The 16,748-nt window shown below is 52.5% G+C and carries 16 protein-coding genes; 10 read left to right on the top strand and 6 right to left on the bottom strand.

From position 1 onward, the window contains the following. Nucleotides 1-31: 31 nt before the first annotated feature. The 9 genes from HC248_RS04070 (at nt 32) to HC248_RS04030 (ending at nt 9,893) form a co-directional block, all read left to right on the top strand. A complete protein-coding gene (locus HC248_RS04070) occupies nt 32-472 on the top strand; it encodes a ComEA family DNA-binding protein (RefSeq protein ID WP_168921388.1) in 441 nt (146 codons plus the stop codon). Nucleotides 473-947: 475 nt separating this feature from the next. Then, complete coding sequence (locus HC248_RS04065; protein WP_168921387.1) at nt 948-2,264, top strand: ABC transporter substrate-binding protein; 1,317 nt, start codon at nt 948-950, stop codon at nt 2,262-2,264. 135 nt (nt 2,265-2,399) lie between these two features. Next, on the top strand, nt 2,400-3,296 hold the full coding sequence (locus HC248_RS04060; RefSeq protein ID WP_168921386.1) for a branched-chain amino acid ABC transporter permease: 897 nt from the start codon (nt 2,400-2,402) through the stop codon (nt 3,294-3,296). Further along, nucleotides 3,296-4,240: a branched-chain amino acid ABC transporter permease gene (locus tag HC248_RS04055; protein ID WP_168921385.1), complete on the top strand. Its 945-nt coding sequence runs from the start codon at nt 3,296-3,298 to the stop codon at nt 4,238-4,240. The genes HC248_RS04060 and HC248_RS04055 overlap by 1 nt, the downstream gene beginning before the upstream one ends. Beyond that, entirely contained in the window at nt 4,237-4,983 is a 747-nt protein-coding gene (locus HC248_RS04050) for an ABC transporter ATP-binding protein (protein WP_168921384.1), read from the top strand. Before HC248_RS04055 ends, HC248_RS04050 begins: the two co-directional genes overlap by 4 nt. Then, entirely contained in the window at nt 4,983-5,678 is a 696-nt protein-coding gene (locus HC248_RS04045; RefSeq protein ID WP_168921383.1) for an ABC transporter ATP-binding protein, read from the top strand. The genes HC248_RS04050 and HC248_RS04045 overlap by 1 nt, the downstream gene beginning before the upstream one ends. Further along, nucleotides 5,675-7,369, top strand: coding sequence for a class I adenylate-forming enzyme family protein (locus HC248_RS04040; protein ID WP_202882414.1), 1,695 nt, complete (start codon nt 5,675-5,677; stop codon nt 7,367-7,369). The genes HC248_RS04045 and HC248_RS04040 overlap by 4 nt, the downstream gene beginning before the upstream one ends. 14 nt (nt 7,370-7,383) lie before the next feature. Then, nucleotides 7,384-8,163 carry an enoyl-CoA hydratase/isomerase family protein gene (locus HC248_RS04035; protein WP_168921382.1) on the top strand — a complete coding sequence of 260 codons (780 nt, stop codon included), beginning with the start codon at nt 7,384-7,386 and terminating at the stop codon, nt 8,161-8,163. 491 nt (nt 8,164-8,654) lie between these two features. Beyond that, complete coding sequence (locus HC248_RS04030; protein WP_238342711.1) at nt 8,655-9,893, top strand: helix-turn-helix domain-containing protein; 1,239 nt, start codon at nt 8,655-8,657, stop codon at nt 9,891-9,893. 184 nt (nt 9,894-10,077) lie between these two features. Here the strand turns inward: HC248_RS04030 and HC248_RS04025 are convergent, their stop codons facing one another. The 4 genes from HC248_RS04025 to HC248_RS04010 form a co-directional block, all read right to left on the bottom strand. Next, on the bottom strand, nt 10,078-10,623 hold the full coding sequence (locus HC248_RS04025; RefSeq protein WP_168921381.1) for a copper chaperone PCu(A)C: 546 nt from the start codon (nt 10,621-10,623) through the stop codon (nt 10,078-10,080). Nucleotides 10,624-10,719: 96 nt separating this feature from the next. Further along, the gene (locus tag HC248_RS04020; protein WP_168921380.1) at nt 10,720-11,568 is read right to left on the bottom strand and encodes an ABC transporter substrate-binding protein; all 849 of its coding nucleotides are present in this window, start codon (nt 11,566-11,568) and stop codon (nt 10,720-10,722) included. Then, on the bottom strand, nt 11,565-12,254 hold the full coding sequence (locus HC248_RS04015; protein WP_168921379.1) for an ATP-binding cassette domain-containing protein: 690 nt from the start codon (nt 12,252-12,254) through the stop codon (nt 11,565-11,567). Before HC248_RS04015 ends, HC248_RS04020 begins: the two co-directional genes overlap by 4 nt. Beyond that, nucleotides 12,251-12,994 (bottom strand): ABC transporter permease, encoded by a 744-nt coding sequence (locus tag HC248_RS04010; RefSeq protein ID WP_168921378.1) that lies wholly within the window; start codon nt 12,992-12,994, stop codon nt 12,251-12,253. The genes HC248_RS04015 and HC248_RS04010 overlap by 4 nt, the downstream gene beginning before the upstream one ends. Before the next feature lie 141 nt (nt 12,995-13,135). Here HC248_RS04010 and HC248_RS04005 point away from each other — a divergent pair, with 141 nt between their 5' ends. Then, on the top strand, nt 13,136-14,305 hold the full coding sequence (locus HC248_RS04005; RefSeq protein WP_168921377.1) for a substrate-binding domain-containing protein: 1,170 nt from the start codon (nt 13,136-13,138) through the stop codon (nt 14,303-14,305). Here the strand turns inward: HC248_RS04005 and HC248_RS04000 are convergent. Both HC248_RS04000 and nagZ read right to left on the bottom strand, forming a co-directional pair. Further along, the gene (locus HC248_RS04000) at nt 14,302-15,600 is read right to left on the bottom strand and encodes an SUMF1/EgtB/PvdO family nonheme iron enzyme (protein WP_337778960.1); all 1,299 of its coding nucleotides are present in this window, start codon (nt 15,598-15,600) and stop codon (nt 14,302-14,304) included. The genes HC248_RS04005 and HC248_RS04000 overlap by 4 nt on opposite strands. 74 nt (nt 15,601-15,674) lie before the next feature. Beyond that, on the bottom strand, nt 15,675-16,733 hold the full coding sequence (gene nagZ, locus HC248_RS03995) for a beta-N-acetylhexosaminidase (RefSeq protein ID WP_168921376.1): 1,059 nt from the start codon (nt 16,731-16,733) through the stop codon (nt 15,675-15,677). Between the last annotated feature and the right edge of the window lie 15 nt (nt 16,734-16,748).

Genomic DNA, 16,748 nt, shown 5'->3' with positions numbered 1-16,748 from the left:
CCCGGTTTTAAATATTTCTTAAGGAAATTCCATGTTCAAAAAATTCCTCGCCTTTTTTCTCGCTATGGCTTTGTCGGCCGCTTTTGCTGCGGTAGATGTCAACAATGCCACCGCAGTCGAGCTCGACGGCATCAAAGGCATTGGGCCGGTCATGTCAGGCAAGATACTCACCGAGCGCAAACAAGGCAACTTTAAAAGCTGGTCGGACTTCATCACCCGCGTCAAAGGTATTGGCCAAGTCAATGCAGAGAAGTTCTCTAACCAGGGCCTGACAGTTGGCGGTACGGCCTTCAAGACTGAAGCAGCTACAAGCAAAGACAAACCTGTGATTTCAACCAACCCAATCGCTGCCCCTGCCCTTAAAGCTAAGGTCGACAACAAAGCCGAAGTCAAAGCCGATGTTAAAGCTGACGTCAAAGCCACTGCAAAAGTTGAACCAGCCAAGCCCGCAGCGAGCGCCAGCAAAAAATAAAATCTTTCTAGTTTAGGTATTCGCACCATACCGACAAAACAGTAAACACCATAAAAACCCCGTTTTAAGCCCAGCGCTTAAAACGGGATTTTTTATTGCCTCAGCTTGGTCGGCTAGCGACACAAATTAACTCTTACCTTTTTTTTATTTATTTCAAGATAGAGAGCTAAGCCGCAGAAAGTGCTTTTCTGAAACTTCCAATCAGAACTCCTGACTAGTGCAAGCCTGAAGACTAAATCGCAATAAGAAGCAACGGCTCTAGGATTAACTACTAAAACGAGAAATAAGAAAAATAGGTTTATTTTTCTCAAATTCGACTGGAATTTGATTTCAGATTTATTCATTCACCGAGGGTAGGCCCTAGTATTCCAATGAATTTTTGCGGCGCTTAATAATAAGCATACATATTTTGATGCCATCGTATTAATAAGAATACATATCAAAATATTTATAAATAAAAAAACCCGGAGACAAAATGACTTTTCATCTGCCATCAAATAAATTCATACGCGTTTGCACCAGTAGCATCGTCATAGCTGCAGCGCTTACTGCGGCGGGCACTGCACAGGCAGAGGAAACTTTCAAACTTGGTGTGGTCACTTTTTTATCCGGTCCAGCAGCTGAAAGCTTTGGCGTCCCAGCGGCGAATGCCGCCAAGCTGATGGTCGAGCAATTTAACAAGGGCAATGCGCCAGCGCCGTATAACAAGCCCGGCTTTGGCGGTATGAAAATTGAGATGGTGTTGGTTGATGAAAACGGTGGCGGCATAAAGCAGGTGCAGGAATTGCGTAATCTGTACCAACGCGAAAACGTCGACGCAGTCATTGGCTACATAAGCTCGGGCGACTGCTTGGCGGTAGCGCCAGTAGCCGAGGAACTGAAGAAATTTCTCAACCTATTTGACTGCGGTTCACCACGTATTTTTGAAGAGTCGAGTTTTAAATACGTATTTCGCAGCGCCTCTCACGCCGCCATGGACAACGTCTCTTTGGCGCTCTACCTCAAAGCCCACAATGTCAAAGTTGAGACCATGAATTTGATCAACCAAGACTACGCTTGGGGTCAGGATTCGCGCAGTGACTTTGTCGCCAGCATGGGTCTGCTCTACCCCAAAGCCAACATAGGTGCAGACTTGTTGCCTAAATTCGGTGCGGGTCAATATGGCACTGAGGTCTCAGTACTATCAGGCAAACCAGCCAGCATTACTTACTCAAGTTTGTGGGGCGGAGATCTGCAGAGTTTTTTACTGCAAGGCAGCGCACGCGGACTATTTAAAGACACCACGCTAGCGCTGAGCGCCGCCGACCATGTCTTGCCTGGCTTACTCAATAAAGTGCCCGACGGCACCATACTCGGTGCGCGCGGCGCTTATGGTATTTTATCGGCTAAGTCGCCGCTCAATGACTGGTTCCAGGCCGGTTACCTCAGCGCCAACAAGGTGCTACCAGTGCAGGCCAGCTACCGGATGACACAGGGTTTTATGGGCGTCAAACTAGCGGTTGAAAGTGCGATGGCAAAAAACGGCGGAAAAAAACCCACGCCCGAGCAAATTGCAGACGCCATGCGCAACTCAAGCTTTGACTCACCTGGCGGCAAGATCGCTATGTCTTTGAGCGGTGGTCAGCAAGCGGTTCAAGGAACAGCCATTGGCCGCACCAAATATGATGCGGTGGCCAAAGTTGTGCGCGCAGTTGATGTGCAAACCTTTAGCCCTGAGTGCGTCAATCCGCCCAATAACATGAAGTCTATCGATTGGATAAAGGCCGGCTTTCCGGGTGCGAAATGTCAGTAATTGACTAGTGATTTTCGAGAGAAAAAATACTTATTTAACAGCCGTGCCTAGTCCATAAATTTCTAATAAATTCTCTAAAACAGACTGTTGAAATTTCCCTGAAATACGGCACTGCCAAGTCTAGGATTGCCGCCCATGCAAAGCATTATTCCCATACTCGTCGATGCCGTCGCGTATGCCTCGTGGCTATTTATTGTCTCGCTAGGACTGACCTTGGTTTTTGGGATTCTTAAAATCCTTAATATCGCCCACGGCAGTCTTTATGCAGTGGGTGCTTACGCAGCGGCCAGCGCTGTGGCTTTAGCTGCTGCACTTGGCCTGCCGCCCGCGTTTTCGCTGGTGGCAATGCTGCTGTCCTCTGTGGCTGTCGCCGTTGTCGTCGGGCCGTTTTTAGAGCGCTATCTTTTGTCACGGTTTTATGGCCGCGACGAGGTGGTCTTGCTGCTCATTACCTACGCACTATTTTTAGTACTCGAAGACCTGACCAAATTAATTTGGGGGGTGAATCCCTATTACGTATCCGAGCCGGCGCAACTCTTTGGCAACTTCGCATTTGCCGGCATGCGGTTAGCTGGTTACGACTTATTTCTAATGACGCTGGCTTTGGTTTGCGGCCTCCTAACTTGGTTCGGCTTGAACCGTACGATTAGCGGCAAGATTGTTTTAGCGGTGATTCACAACCCTGAAATTAGCGCCAGCATGGGTGTCAACGTGCAGCGGGTTTACTGCTGGGCGTTTACGTTGGGCGTGTTTCTCGCCGCGCTAGGCGGCGCCTTCACCGCACCCATGATTTCGGTGCAGCCGGGCTTATCGGTTAGCGTGATTGTGATCAGTTTTGCGGTTGTCATCATTGGTGGTCTGGGCAGCATACAGGGCGCGGCAGTCGGCGCGCTAGTGGTTGGCTTGGCGCGTTCAATGTCGGTTCACCTCATGCCTGAGATAGAAACTTTCAGCATTTATCTGGTGATGGCTGGCGTGCTGATTTTTCGCCCTGAAGGCTTGTTTCAAAGTGTCAAAGCAAGGCTTATTTAATGCGCGCAAAACATTCATTTTTACTCGCTCTAGTGGCCACTATCGGTTTGTTAGGCGTGGGCCTGATGCTACCGGCTTGGCTGCTATTTTTGGTCACGTTGGCCGCCGCTAACGGGCTTGCTGTTTTAGGCATTGTGGTGCTCACGCGCGGCGGTGGTGCAACGTTTGGGCAAGGTATGTTTTTTGCGTTTGGCGCTTATGCTGCAGCATTCACGCCATCCCTATTGGGCATTAACGATGCGTTGCTGCGCACACTGATTGGCACTTTGGTGGCCGGCTTTTTTGGTGCGCTTATTGCGCCTTTACTGGTGCGCTACCGCGGCATATTTTTCGCCATGTTGACGTTGGCGCTATCCATGGTGCTTTTTGGTCTGTTGTCAAAAGCTACTTCGTTGGGTGGCTCCGATGGTATTACTGTGCTCACGCCAACGCTGCTGGGGAAAGATATTAGCGGCAACATCGAGTACGCCCTTTACAGCCTGACCGTAGCAATTGCCGTGTTACTCGGCTGGTCGGTTTCGGTCTACTCACAATCTGCAGCAGGATTGATGGCCATAGCCGTTCGCGCCAATCCACTGCGGGTTGAATACTTGGGTGCCTCGGCGCGCCGTTCGCTGGGCATTAGCTTTATTTTGTGCGCTTTGCTGGGCGGCGCAGGCGGCGCAATCGTGGCGCAAACACTGGGCCATGTAGAGCCCAATCTAACCAACTGGACGACCTCAGGCGAATTTGTATTTGTCGCAGTGCTCGCTGGCTATAAGCGTTTATCAGCGGTGTTTGTAGCTTCTTTACTGTTGGAGATAGTACGCTCTTTCTCTAATCTCTACTTTCCTCACACCTGGCAGTTAGCCTTGGGCGCCTTCTTGTTATTGGTGATTACTTTCCGGCCCGATGGCATAGGCTCTTTCTGGCCCAGCCCAATTAAACCTAAGGCGAAAGCATGAGCACACCCCTTCTTTCCGCCCGAGGACTGGGTAAAAAGTTTGGCGCTGTAGTGGCCGCCGACGATCTCTGCATAGACATTGCCGCTGGCCAACGCTTAAGTATTATTGGCAGCAACGGTGCAGGAAAAACCACATTTGTGAATATGGTGACCGGCTACTTAAAGCCTGACGAGGGCTGCATTGAACTTGACGGCCAAGACATCACTCAACTGTCGCACCAACGGATTGCAGGCATGGGTATTTGTCGATCGTTTCAGATACCGCAACTTTGCCTGGAGCTGACGGTGCTGGAGAACTTGCTCGTCGCAGTCGGCGCAGCCGATGGTCGCCTCTCACTTTGGCGACCAGCAGGAAATAAATTGTGGCGTGAACGCGCTCAAGTCTTGTTAGAAAAGTTTGCACTGCAAGCCGACGCCAATCGCCAAGTGTTAGAGCTGGCTGGCGGCGTGCGCAAGCTGCTAGATATCGCTATGGCTTTAGCCCGCGCACCGCGCTTATTGCTGTTAGATGAGCCGACGTCGGGTGTCAGTGCAGACGAGAAATTCCCCGCCATGGAGCGTGTCATGGAAGCGCTGCAGGGCGAGGCTGCCACCATACTGTTTGTCGAACATGACATGGACATAGTGGCGCGCTTTTCCGAGCGCGTGATTGCGTTTTACAGTGGCCGTGTGATTGCCGACGGGCCGCCCGCTGAGGTCATGGCCAATCTTGAAGTTAGACGCTACATCACGGGAGAAAAGTAATGCCGCATACGGTGCTTTCTGCCGCCCATCTGGCGGTCAATATTCAAGCCATGCCAGCGCTGCGCGACCTGAGCTTGCAGGTCAAACAAGGCCAGTTAGTCGGTCTGCTCGGTCGCAACGGTGCAGGTAAAACAACTTTTATGCGCAGCGTCATGGGTCATTTGCCGCTGCACTCGGGTCAGATTACTTTTATGGGTGAAAACTTAAATGGCAGCGACAAACACGAGCGCGCTGGATTGGGAATAGGCTACATGCCAGAAGACCGCGGTCTGGTGCCGCAGCTCACGGTGGAAGAAAATATTTTGCTGCCGCTGTGGGTCAGCAAAACACTGCAAGAAAAAGAGCGCCTAGACTTTGTCTACAGCCTAATGCCAGAAGTCGCCAACATGCGCGAGCGACGTGCTCTACTACTTTCTGGTGGCCAGCAAAAATTAGTTGCCCTGTGCCGTGCATTAGTCGTGGGCACCAAGCTCTTACTACTAGACGAGCCTTTTGAAGGCGTTGCGCCAGCGCTGTCGCAGCGGCTCTCAGAAGTCATACACAGCCTCAAGGGAAGTTCGATTGCGGTGCTGATTTCACAGTCTGACGTGAATCACAGCGGCGATCTTTTTGATCACCAGTTTGTCATCGACAGAGGTGAAAATTTATTCCCGACAAACGCAGTTTTAGCAGAGCGTGTGAGGGTCCAGGCATGAGCTCACCCAGGGAAACGCCAACCCTTCCAGATTGGATTTTCACGCTTCCCGAGATGCGTCAAGAAACGCATTTTGATGACCGTGAACTGCGTTGCTTTAGTCAGCGAGAGCACAGCCTCTACGCTTTGCTAGAAAACGCAGTCAAAAAAAAACCTGAAGGTGATGCGTTAATCGATGGCCCGTTGCGACTTAGCTGGCGCGAGGTAAAAATCCGCACCGATGCCTTAGCCCACGGCCTTACCCTGCAAGGCATTAGTCCCGGTGAACGCGTCGGCTTGTTGCTGGGCAATCGGCTGGAGTTTGTATTACTGGTTTTTGCGTTGGCGCGTCTTGGCGTTATTTGCGTGCCCATAGGCACGCGTTCACAAGCACCAGAAATCGCGTATGCGCTAGCAGACGCCGGCGCTTGCGCGGTATTTTCCGACGAGGATTTAGTCACCCGATTGCCAGCCGAAAACCAAACGCTACGTCTGCGCGTGAGCATGGGCCAGCAGCCGGGCTTTGTGACTTACGCTGAGATAGCAGCAGCAGGCAATGCTCAGACTATAAAAAACACTGGGCAAAACACACTACCGCATGCAGGAGATGAAGAAGATACCGCCATCCTTCTCTACACCTCTGGCACCACAGGAAAACCCAAGGGGGCGATGCTTACGCATTTAAACCTAATCCACTCGGTCATGCATTTCGAGTTCTGCATGGGTCTTGGACCAAGCGATGTCAGCATCATTGCCGTACCCATGAGCCATGTCACAGGCTTGGTCGCACAAATGCTAGCCATGGTTCGCTGCGCCGGTGCCTTAGTCATCATGCCGGCGTTTAGGGTTGAACATTTTTTGCAACTCGCCGAGCGAGAGCGCATGACTTACACCATCATGGTGCCGGCCATGTACCAGCTCTGTCTGCTACGAGCTGACTTCAGCGCTTGGGATTTAAGCAACTGGCGCATAGGCGCTTATGGCGGCGCACCTATGCCGCCAGCATCCATCGCAGCACTCGCAAAGCAGCTACCAGGTCTACTACTAATGAATGCCTACGGCGCAACTGAGACCAGCTCACCGGCCACCATCATGCCGCCTAGTGACAGCGTAAACAGCGAAAAATGGGGTGACTCTGTAGGCCGTAGCGTGCCCTGTGCGGACATTATCATTGTTGACCTCGACGGCTACCCAGTGCCCTCAGGCGTGAGCGGCGAGATCTGGATACGCGGGCCTATGGTGGTCAAGGGCTACTGGAATAATCCTATCGCCAGCACGCAGGAGTTCAGCCACGGTTACTGGCATTCAGGCGACATTGGCAAGCTCGGTGAAAGCGGTCATTTGTATGTGCAAGACCGCATCAAAGATGTGATTAATCGCGGCGGTTACAAGGTTTTCTCCAGCGAAGTAGAAGCCATTCTTGCCGCCCATCCACAGGTTGTAGAGGCGGCCGTAGTCGGCCTGGCTTGCCAAGTTTTGGGCGAGCGAGTGCATGCTTTTGTGGTGCTTAAGGAAGCTGAGAACCGGCCTGGCAATGACACCGACGCTGAGGCTTTAAAACTGTTTTGCGCCGCACAGCTGTCTGACTACAAAGTACCCGAAAGCTTCACGCTAAGCACTCAACCCTTGGCGCGTAATGCCAATGGCAAGCTGATGAAAAAGCAGTTACGTGAATCAATCCGTAAATCCGTTGATCAACCCCTTAGCGAATAGTAAATAGGAAAGTCATGCAGGAAAAATCCATCATCTTGAGCCGCGATAAGGCGGTGCTTGAACTGCGCTTAAACCGACCCGATTTTCTCAATGCCATCAATGCCGACATGGCGAAAAGCCTGCTGGCAGCCTGCCAAGATATTGCCAGCGACCGCTCAGTGCGCGCGCTTTTAATTTCCGGCCAAGGCAAGGCATTTATGGCTGGTGGCGACCTGAACGCTATGCAGGCCAACCCAGAAGGCATAGGTAAAAACATCATTGATCCGCTGCATCAAGCCATGCTGCTACTGACCGCGCAGGACGCGCCCATCATTGCCAGCGTGCATTCAAGAGTGGCGGGCGCAGGCGTGAGCCTGATGCTCAATGCCGACTTCGTGATGGCGGCGCAAGGCACGCGATTTAATCTTGCCTACGTAAACATTGGCACTAGCTGCGACTGCGGTGCCTCTTTTTTACTACCCCGAGTCGTAGGCCTGCGCCACGCATTAGAAATAGCGCTGCTTGGCCAGAGCCTAGAGGCAGATGACGCCAAGCGACTAAGTTTAATTAATCACATAGTGCCAGCCGCAGCACTGCAAGCAGAAAGCATGGCACTAGCGCAAAAAATTGCCAATGGCCCAACGTTCGCCATGGGACAAATGCGTCGCCTGCTGCGGCAGTCTTTTGAAACTGATTACGAAAGCCAGCTCAATGCTGAGAAAAAAGCCTTTCAGGCCTGTGTGCAAAGCGCTGACTTTAAAGAAGGTGTTGCCGCATTTTTTGAAAAACGCCCAGCTCAGTACAAAGGTTTGTGATTAACTAAATCAACGCCTCAGCACAGGCTTTTATAAAATTTTTAGGGTGAACAAAAACTCTCCCAATTTTCGTCAGTCTAGCGTCAGAATTTGAATTAGACGACACTTTAAAATGTTACAGCGAAAATTAATACGTATAGTTACGATTTATTTTTAAAAAAATTACTAGGCGAGCCAAACAGTTTTTTTTAAGGTTTTTAAAAACGCATTAAAACCTTTTTCAAAACTTTATCTAAAAAATAATTTTTATCTAGCATTAACTGTTTTTACCAATGAAAACGTTGAAAATTTACAGCCTTTTAGATCCCGTTTTGTGAGCTAAAAATTGGGCGGCCGAGAACTTTTTTCTCTCTCTTTTATAGATTTATAAAAATTTAATAAGCTCAATTTTTGAACATTTGAAGTCAAAATCTGTGCAGCAAACAGCGTAAATATGCATCCATTTCTCAAATCATCTCAACACGATGTCTCGAAATTAGCCACAATGGTCAATGCTCGCAAATTCGTACACCACATTAATGCCGGCCTTGAATAATCATGACCGTTTAACTTCCATTCACAATGCGCGTCAATCGCTGCTTTACTCTGGAGAAGTTGCAACTATTGCAATGCCGGGACTGGAAAGCTGGATTGCAAACTCTTGGCAACGCTGCCTGACAAATGGGAACCGACCAGGAGATGTTCTGTCCTTCGACTTGGTTAGCGCGCCGGCGCGACGCCGATCGGTTGAAGCAAACCGGGCCTTGATAATTGCCGCAGCGCCAGTGCTTGCAAAGTTAATGCGCGCCATAGGCGACACGCCCTACTTCGCCATACTGACCAATCACAATGGTGTGGTGATTGATGCGCTTGGAAAAATTAATCGCAGCGATCGCCGAGCGGATCTGATCACACGCGTAGGTACTAATTTGTCAGAGCAAGCGATTGGTACGAGTGCTATTGGCGCAGCACTTCGAGAGCAGCGGCCCGTTTGGTTGCACCGCGGTGAACATTTTTATGACTCGAACTCGGTCTACAGTTGTACTGGCGCGCCCATTTTCGGCCACGACGGACACTGCGTAGGCATGGTGGATTTGACCGGTATTGAAGCCGCAGAGCGTCCTGAACTCATGCACCTTGTGGCCAGAGCTGCGCGCAATATCGAAAACCAACTCACCCTCGGCATAGCGCACGAATTATTGCTACGCCTGAACTGGCCAGGCCACCGTTTGGGCGGTGACGATGATGGTTTGGTCTGCGTGGACTCCGACGGCTTAATCGTGAGCGCCAACCCGGCGGCTCGCAAAATGCTGCCGCAACTCATTCCGCAGCCTGACCAGACCAACGTGCAAGCGATTCATTGCAGCGAGATTTTCTCTATGTCTTTTGAGTCTTTGTTCGACGCGGCTATGCGCCCAAGAAGCAGTCAAGAAGACGTGCTTGAAGTACCGTTGTGGAGTGGAGTGCGACTACATGCCTTGCCGCTGCGCATGGGCCACACCGTGAGTTTTGCATATGTGCCAGCCAGTGCCCAGTTCTCGCCTGTGTCACCGTTTTTATCCACTCCAACGATAAGTGGTGTGACTGATGCAGCAGCCAACGCCAGCCCTCAGCTTAAAGACCTTGAAACTGCGCTTATTCGCAAGGCGGTCGATGAAGCCAGAGGTAATGTGATGAAAGCCGCACGCAATTTAGGTATCAGTCGGGCGACGGTTTACCGCCGACTTGGGGTTAGCGTCAAACGCCGCTAAACGTCACAAAGCGCCACAAAGCGTCAATAACGTCACCAAGCAACGTTAGGCGGCAATACACGGCAAGCCATAGTTTTAATCGGTCTGGGTTTGTGCCGCCCAGACCGATTTAATCCTAATCCAAAAGCTTTAAATCTGGGCTAAAGTTGCGGCCATCAAAAGGCCTTGAAATTAGCCCATCAGCTCAATGCCGGTGATTGGTCACGTCACCCATATTACTGATTACACCCATAGCATCCTTAGCACCGATTGGTGCAACTTTGGCTATTGGCAGATTCAAAGTTTGCTGGCTTTCAACACCATTCGCATCTTTAAACACCAGTGTTAATGGTACTTTTTTGCCGGCGACCAAGGTCTGTTTTAAATCCATCAGCATCACGTGGAAGCCGCCGGACTTTAGCTCGACAGTCTTGCCGGCCGGTAGTTCTAAACCATCAGTCAAAGCGCGCATCTGCATAACGTCGCCATCCATTTTCATTTCATGGACTTGGGCCACACCTGCGACTGGCGTGCTGATGGAAACTAAGCGGCTGGCGTTAGGCGCAGTGATTTTCATGAAGGCGCCGCTACCAGTTTGCCCTGGCACCGTAGCGCGTACCCACGCATCTTTGAATTGCACTTTTGCCTGAGCACCAGCTGGTTCTGCCGACTGCTTGAGAACATGGGCAGATAGGCCGGTAGTCAATACGCTGCAAGCTAGCGCGACAAATAAGAGTTTAGAAAATTTCATACGTCAATCAAAGTGTTTCGCCAGCAGGTTGGCGGCAAGAGAAAAAATTGCCAGCTTGGTTCTGATCTTTTATTAAACAGCAGATTCAAGTTCACATTAAGGTGCAGCATTAGGAAAAAACAACTGCTGACCATTAATTTTATAGCTAGCGATAACGTCTTGCCCGACCGGTGAAGTAATCCAATCAACAAATTGCTGCGCTAAAGCCAGCTTGGCTTGTGGGTGCATGGCCGGATTGACCGCCATCACGCCGTACTGGTTAAACAAACGCTTATCGCCCTCAACCAAGATCGTCAGATCAGCGCGGTTTTTAAATGCCAGCCAGCTGCCGCGGTCGACCAACACATAGCTGCCGGTACTCGCAGCCATGTTTAGCGCCTGGCCCATGCCGCAGCCGCAAGCTTTGTAATTAACAAAACCGGGTTTGCCCGCTGGGGTCTCAACATCAGCGTTTTTCCAGTAACGCAGTTCCGCTGCATTGGTGCCGCTCTTGTCGCCGCGAGAGACAAAATCAGCATTCATTGCATTGAGTTTTTTAAACGCTTGCAGCACGTCTTTACCCTTGACCTGTGCCGGATCTTTGGTGGGTCCGGCGAGTACAAAGTCGTTATACATAACCGGGAAACGCTTGAGCACATGGCCCTCAGCGACGACTTTTTCTTCTGCCACTTGGTCATGCACAAACAGTAAATCAGCGTCACCACGGCGGCCCATGTCTATGGCTTGGCCTGTGCCCACAGCCACGACTTTGATGTCTATGCCACTGAATTTTTTAAACTCAGGCAACAGGAAAGAAAACAAACCAGACTGCTCGGTAGAGGTAGTCGATGCCATCACCATGGTTTTGGTTTGTGCCCACGTCAGCGAAGCCGACAGGCAAACCGACAGCACGGCTAATGTGCCGACTTTTCTCAAACGGCTTGGGGTGAATAAAACTTTTCTCATGCGAGTTCTCCTTTTAAAAAACTGGCCGCTGCAGCCGGCAGCGATCCGTTAAAAAATTCATGCACGGGCAAGTCGGCGATCAGCCGGCCGTGCTCCATGTAGATCACACGGCTGGCCAAGCGTTTGACTTGGCCTAGGTTGTGACTGCTGAATATCAAGGTCGTACCGGCGGCACAAAAGTCCGCCATCAAGGCTTCGACCTCGCGTTTAGCGCCCGGGTCAAGATTGGCTGTCGGCTCGTCCAGCAACATCACCTGCGGCTTAAGACACCATGCGCGCGCCAGTGCTGCGCGCTGCTGTTGACCGCCCGAAAGCGCACGGGCATTGCGCTGCGCCAGATCGGCCAGCCCGACCCAGTCAAGGGCGGCGAGTGCATCACGCCGGGCCTGGCGCCAAGGCACTCCGCGCAGCCATAGCCCAAGCGCTACATTGTTTTGCACGCTAGCGCGCAACATGTGCGGGCGTTGAAACAGCATGGCTTGGCGTAGCTGATCAGGTCCCTGCCGAATGCCTTTTGTCGGCACAAGCTGACCGTGTAGAACACTCAACAAGCTACTTTTACCGCTGCCGTTGGCACCAACCACGGCCAGCTTTTCACCGGCCTTAACGTGCAAGCTGCAGTCCGTCAGTGCCGCTACGTTGCCGTAGCGCAGGCTGATGTTGTCGAGATGAAATAGCGCTGTCATCTGGCCGTACGCAAGCTGATGTGTGGGCTGCCTGTTGGATAGTCGCGGCGTTCACGCCAGCTTCTGAGCAGCGCAATGGCGAGATTGAGCAGTAGCACCACTCCCAGCAACAACATGCCCAAGGCCAGCGCCAACGGCAAGTCACCCTTGCTGGTCTCCAGCGCAATAGCGGTAGTCATGACACGGGTAAAGCCATCAATATTGCCGCCCACCACCATCACAGCACCAACTTCGGAGATAGCTCTACCAAAAGCAGTAATGAGCACAGTAAGCAAAGCAAAACGTTCATCCCAAAGCAAAATCAAGCTGCGCACAAAGCCGCCAGCCCCTAAAGAGGCATACTGCCCGCCGTGGCTTTTGTCAGCGTCTTCTACGCTTTGCCGCACCAGCGCCGCGACCACCGGCAACACCAACACGGCCTGAGCCAGCACCATCGCCTTAAAAGAAAACAGCCAACCCAAAAAGCCCAATGGCCCACTGCGAGAAAGTAGTAAATAAACCACCAAGCCTACGACGACAGAAGGTAGCGCTAATGCGGTGTTGAGTAATACCAGCACAAAGCTGCGGCCGCGAAAGCGCGCCACACCCAACCAGCCGCCGATTAAAAGACCCGCACTGCAAGCGATCAAACAAGCGCAGGCGCTGACCGCTAGCGAGCGCAAAACAATACTCGCCAGCAAAGGATCAAAAGAAAATATCAGATCAATGGCGGCCTGGACGCTGGCATAAAAAGTGTTCATAGATTTGAATTGATGCACTGTAGCCTAGAGCTATAGCCTTTAACTATCTGCGGTTTCCTAAGTTATGCAGTTTCGTGCATAGCGAACACTTGGCAGCCAAGACCAACAGCCAACAGCCAACACGGATAATCGATTCACACCATGCACAAAGTCGAACTCTCCTACCTACTTACCGCCCAGCGCGGTAAAGACGCGCTAATCCGCAATCCCTTAATGGATTTACTACATGCAGTGCGCGAACAAGGCTCAATTTCAAAAGCCGCCTCTGCCATGCAGCTGTCTTACCGTCATGTCTGGGGCGCACTGCGCGAATGGGAGCAAACACTGGGCCGCGGCTTAATCGTGTGGGACAAAGGCCAGCGTGCACGCTTGACCGAGTTTGGTGAAAAACTGCTTTGGTCAGAACGCCAAGCCCAAGCCCGACTAGCACCGCAGATTGAGACCTTGCGCGGCGATATAGAGCGCGCCTTTGCCAGCGCGTTTGACGACAACACCCACGTGCTAACCCTTTTCGCCAGCCACGATGCGGCTCTGTCTGCGCTGCGCGATCAAACCAGCCAACATGGCCTGCACCTGGACATTCGCTTTATGGGCAGCGTAGACGCTATCGCAGCGCTCAATGCCGGGCGCTGCATGATGGCGGGCTTTCACACCCAAGACTTACCAAGCCGGCATTCACTGTCAGCAGCGGCCTACCGCAAACTACTCAAACCAGGTCTGCACAAGTTAATTAGTTTTGCGCAGCGCAGCCAAGGTTTGATAGTGGCAAAAAACAACCCTCTGCGCATCACAGGCTTGGCAGATATCCCCTCTAGCCAACTGCGTTACGTCAACCGCGCGCTGGGCACAGGCACCAGAGTGCTGCTAGACGACTTGCTGCGCCAAGCCGGTATTGCAGCGCAAGATATTAACGGCTATGCCAGCCAAGAGCCTTCACACAGCGCAGTAGCCCAAGCGGTGGCCAGCGGCGCGGCCGATGTCGGTTTGGGTATTCAAGCGGCAGCATATGAAAAAGGACTGGGGTTTATCGCCTTGACACAGGAGCGTTACCACTTGGTTTGTCTAAAGTCCGAGTTGGACTCTAAACCGGTTCAAGCCTTGCTAAGCGAGCTGCAAAGTCAGGCTTGGCAAGACACGTTGCAAGCACTACCCGGTTATGGCGGCAAACCTTCGCAGAGCAACGCGGACATTAACACCCAAAGCGGCAAGGTGCTGTCGCTGCGGGCCACGCTGCCGTGGTGGAATTATCGGGTTAAGAAAACCAACCTCAAGCTAAGCCAAAGCCAGCCCCAAGACTTAGACCCAACTTAGACCGCGCAAGAGCGAAAGCCGCAAAACAAGCTGTCGCTGGAAGGCAGCTCAAAACGCCGAAACCGCAGGCTTTTCATGCGTGCACGGGTCGCAAAAGAAGCACCACGCAACACTTTGTGAGTGCCAAAAAAGGGCTGAGAATAGTCTGCCTGTGGGCCAGCCACAAAGCCCGGATAAGGCTGAAAACTGCTGGCGGTCCACTCCCACACATCGCCCCAACGAAAGCCACGCCTGGATGCGCTATGCGCGGCTGATTCCCACTCGCATTCCAAAGGCAATCGACGACCGGCCCAGCGACACCAAGCATCGGCCTCCCACCAAGTCATGTGCATGGCCGGCTGATTACCCGCCATGCGCACGCTACGGCCGAAGCGGGTTTGCAGCACTGCGCCGCTGAGCGCGCTAATTTGGTCGACATAGCGTGGTCCGCGCCGGCCTGGGCTAAGCGCTTCATCTTGATCTGCATGCGAGCCTTGCAGCCAGTCCCAACCGGCGCTATGCCAAAGTTCTGGTCTGTCATAGCCGCCATCGGCGACAAACTCTACATACTGAGACCAACTCACCGGCTGCGCGTCTATCTCAAACTCGGGCACATCCAGTGCATAGCCGGCCAACTCATTGTCAAAAGAAAATCCACCAAGCTGCGCGCCGCCTATGTTGCAGCGCGTAGCAGGAATCAAAAGCGCTTCACGCATTTGCATGACTGGCGCTGTAAAAACTCGCTGCCAAGTCGGCTCAAGCGTCAAACCCAAAGCCTGTGCCATACACACCAAAGCCTCAGACTGCATGTCTTCGTGGAATAAACTGAGTCGATAAAAATACAGCGCTTGATCAGGTTCAGTGGCAGCGAGACGGGTTTTCTCCAGTAACTCCAGCGTGCTTTCCAGTGTCTCAAGCAAATAGGCCCGAGTATGGGCCGCATCGGGTAGAGGGGCATCGCTGGCTTGTGATCCAGCGACGCTCCACCAAACATCAGCGAGAGGCTCAATAGAGGCTAACTTGACCCGTGTGGGGTCGCACAGTAGGCCCAAGCCACGCTGCACGTTGCGGCCTGCCCAGCGCTCTTGAAACCAACCAATATGGCCTATTAGCTGCAACGGCTTAGCCAGGCTGCGAGCACCGCCCGGCGCTGACTCAAGCGCGCTCTGACATTGAGCGAATAAGTTTAGGCTGTGGTTGCGTGCGTCCATCAAAGCCAGTGACAACACATCGGCGCCTGCGCTGCGCATCAAAGGCGAGTCAATAATCTGGGTGACGGCGGTAGCCGATATCGGCAAAGAAGCGTCTGAAGTCAAAGTGATTTCCTATGGCTAGGCCTTAAAAAAACATAAGTCCCACAGTAGCACGACTGACACGCCAATGGCGTGACTCAGGGAATAAGACCTAAAGCATGCACATAAGCCGGATGCAGCATCAAGTCGTCCCAGTCCAGCGCCGGCATTTGCGGCAGCAGAGCCAAGCGGCGCAGCTCGCTAGACTCCATCGCCTCCCATTGGTTTTTGACCAGTGCCTGAGTCATGCCAGCGAGTAATTCGTCCACCGGCGTGCCTTTGTCGACAGACTGATTGCACAGCAACACCATGTCACAACCAGCGTTAAGCGCCTCTACTGCGGCCTCGGTATAAGTCACTGCCTTGCCGTCCAACATTCGAGCGCCGACCATATTCAAATCGTCGCTAATGATGGCGCCACCAAAGCCAAGCTGACTGCGCAGCACAAAGTTCAGCCAGCGACTGGAAAAACCAGCCGGTCTAGCATCGACCTTGGGATAAATAACATGCGCCGGCATCACGCTGGTCAGCGTTGTGTTGAGCCATTCGTAAGGCGCAGCGTCGTCAGCAAGAATGGCTTTGAGGTTGCGTTTGTCAATCGGCATGTCGAAGTGCGAATCGGCTTTAACAAAACCGTGACCGGGAAAATGCTTGCCGCAGTTACTCATACCGGCCTGCAACAGACCGTGCATCAAACCCTTGGCGAGCATGCTGACGACGCGCGGGTCACGCCCTAAAGCGCGGTCGCCGATGACGCTGCTGCCGCCATAGTCAAGGTCTAATACTGGCGTAAAGCTCAAGTCCACACCGCAGGCGCGCAACTCGCTGGCCAGCACATAGCCGCAAGCAGTAGCCGCATTGGTGGCCGCCATTTGGTCTTTAATCCACAGATCGCCCAGGGCATGCATGGGCGGCAAATGGGTAAAGCCATCAGTGCGAAAACGCTGTACCCGACCGCCTTCGTGGTCTACGCAAATGAGTATGTCTTGGCGCAAGCTTTTGATCTCCGCGCAGAGCTCGGTGAGCTGCTCGCGGTTCTGCCAATTACGCGCGAACAAGGTGATGCCGCCTGTCAGTGGATGCTTGAGCCGTTGACGGTCGGTTTTACTCAGGCTCAGGCCGGGGATATCAATAATTAAGGGGGAATGCTGGGTCATGAATGGGCGGCTCGT

The sequence above is a fragment of the Polaromonas vacuolata genome, from assembly GCF_012584515.1.
Lineage (GTDB): Bacteria > Pseudomonadota > Gammaproteobacteria > Burkholderiales > Burkholderiaceae_C > Polaromonas > Polaromonas vacuolata.
Note: the sequence above shows the minus strand (reverse complement) of the source record. Positions and strands in the feature narration are given on the sequence as shown.

What these genes read in the sequence shown, in the direction of transcription:
- HC248_RS04070 (WP_168921388.1), top strand. Translation starts at nt 32, where the DNA reads ATGTTCAAAAAATTCCTCGCCTTTTTTCTCGCTATGGCTTTGTCGGCC.
- HC248_RS04065 (WP_168921387.1), top strand. Translation starts at nt 948, where the DNA reads ATGACTTTTCATCTGCCATCAAATAAATTCATACGCGTTTGCACCAGT.
- HC248_RS04060 (WP_168921386.1), top strand. Translation starts at nt 2,400, where the DNA reads ATGCAAAGCATTATTCCCATACTCGTCGATGCCGTCGCGTATGCCTCG.
- HC248_RS04055 (WP_168921385.1), top strand. Translation starts at nt 3,296, where the DNA reads ATGCGCGCAAAACATTCATTTTTACTCGCTCTAGTGGCCACTATCGGT.
- HC248_RS04050 (WP_168921384.1), top strand. Translation starts at nt 4,237, where the DNA reads ATGAGCACACCCCTTCTTTCCGCCCGAGGACTGGGTAAAAAGTTTGGC.
- HC248_RS04045 (WP_168921383.1), top strand. Translation starts at nt 4,983, where the DNA reads ATGCCGCATACGGTGCTTTCTGCCGCCCATCTGGCGGTCAATATTCAA.
- HC248_RS04040 (WP_202882414.1), top strand. Translation starts at nt 5,675, where the DNA reads ATGAGCTCACCCAGGGAAACGCCAACCCTTCCAGATTGGATTTTCACG.
- HC248_RS04035 (WP_168921382.1), top strand. Translation starts at nt 7,384, where the DNA reads ATGCAGGAAAAATCCATCATCTTGAGCCGCGATAAGGCGGTGCTTGAA.
- HC248_RS04030 (WP_238342711.1), top strand. Translation starts at nt 8,655, where the DNA reads ATGCTCGCAAATTCGTACACCACATTAATGCCGGCCTTGAATAATCAT.
- HC248_RS04025 (WP_168921381.1), bottom strand. Translation starts at nt 10,623, where the DNA reads ATGAAATTTTCTAAACTCTTATTTGTCGCGCTAGCTTGCAGCGTATTG.
- HC248_RS04020 (WP_168921380.1), bottom strand. Translation starts at nt 11,568, where the DNA reads ATGAGAAAAGTTTTATTCACCCCAAGCCGTTTGAGAAAAGTCGGCACA.
- HC248_RS04015 (WP_168921379.1), bottom strand. Translation starts at nt 12,254, where the DNA reads ATGACAGCGCTATTTCATCTCGACAACATCAGCCTGCGCTACGGCAAC.
- HC248_RS04010 (WP_168921378.1), bottom strand. Translation starts at nt 12,994, where the DNA reads ATGAACACTTTTTATGCCAGCGTCCAGGCCGCCATTGATCTGATATTT.
- HC248_RS04005 (WP_168921377.1), top strand. Translation starts at nt 13,136, where the DNA reads ATGCACAAAGTCGAACTCTCCTACCTACTTACCGCCCAGCGCGGTAAA.
- nagZ (WP_168921376.1), bottom strand. Translation starts at nt 16,733, where the DNA reads ATGACCCAGCATTCCCCCTTAATTATTGATATCCCCGGCCTGAGCCTG.